The 1,037-nt window shown below is 29.3% G+C and carries 3 protein-coding genes; all 3 read left to right on the top strand.

Annotated features, from left to right (window positions below; all coding sequences use genetic code 11):
- Nucleotides 1-177, top strand: a 177-nt coding sequence (locus NE054_RS08400; RefSeq protein WP_297890543.1) for a PD-(D/E)XK nuclease domain-containing protein, incomplete at its 5' end; no start/stop codon positions are given.
- A 67-nt stretch (nucleotides 178-244) separates the two neighbouring features.
- A complete protein-coding gene (locus NE054_RS08395; protein WP_297890542.1) occupies nucleotides 245-523 on the top strand; it encodes a hypothetical protein in 279 nt (92 codons plus the stop codon).
- 96 nt (nucleotides 524-619) lie between these two features.
- Complete coding sequence (locus tag NE054_RS08390) at nucleotides 620-1,000, top strand: class I SAM-dependent methyltransferase (RefSeq protein ID WP_297890541.1); 381 nt, start codon at nucleotides 620-622, stop codon at nucleotides 998-1,000.
- Nucleotides 1,001-1,037: the final 37 nt, after the last annotated feature.

Raw genomic sequence — 1,037 nt, 5'->3', positions numbered from 1 at the left:
ATAATAGAGTTTAAAGTGATAGAAGAAACCCAAGAAGGAAAAGCATTAGACCAGATAAAAGAGAAAAAGTATTATGAGAAGTATCAAGACAAGTACAAAGAAATATACCTGATAGGCATAGAGTTTAGTAAAGAGAAAAGGAATATAACAAATTTTGAAGTTGAAAAGGTAAAATGAAAAAAATATAATAAAGATGGAAATAAAAGGTATTCAATGTAATGAACTAATATGAAGGAGTGTGGGTATGAAGAATAATTTTATGAAGGACTATTTGGTTTTAAGTAAGTCTGGTCTTTTTGATTCTGAGTATTACTTAGATGAATATCCGGATGTGAAACAGGCTAATATGGATCCTTTGAAACATTTTGTTTTATATGGATGGAAGGAAGGAAAAAACCCTAACGAATGGTTTAATACAAAGAAATATCTAGAGAAAAATCCGGATGTAGCAAAAGCAGGTATAAACCCGTTTGTTTTTTTGGATAAGATTGAACCAATAATCCAAAGTAAACCGATTATCTGAAAAAAAGGAAGGTTTATTTTTATGATAAAATATTTTTTGAATTGGAAACTAATCTTAGGATGTGTTATTATTAGAAAAAGGGAAGTAAGATAAGATATGATAGAACAAAAAGAGCATCATTTTATTAAAGAATACTTTAATCTCGTTAAATATTTAATCAATCAACATCCGGATAACATAGATTTAGCTATGGCTAAAGCTGTAGGTTCTCCCACTTTAGAAAGTTTTTATGAAATAGGAGAAAAACAGTTTGCTGTACTAAAATTTATAGGTTTAAAAGATGGAATGTCAATTTACGATTTAGGATGTGGATCTGGTAGGACTGCAATGGCATTAAAACGTCACAATTGGACTGGTAATTACACTGGACAAGATATTGTACCGGAATTAATAATTTATGCATCCTCAAAAGTCTCTGACCCAAACTTTAAATTTTATATAAACCCTAATTTCCAATTCGAAAAAAAGATGAAATAAAAAACCTCCAGTGGTATCATAAAGTAAAACTACCACT

This window comes from Sulfurihydrogenibium sp. (genome assembly GCF_027448985.1).
In the GTDB taxonomy this organism is placed as follows: Bacteria; Aquificota; Aquificia; order Aquificales; family Hydrogenothermaceae; genus Sulfurihydrogenibium.
The sequence above is the reverse complement of the archived record's forward strand: the minus strand, read 5'-3'. Positions and strand labels throughout refer to the sequence as shown.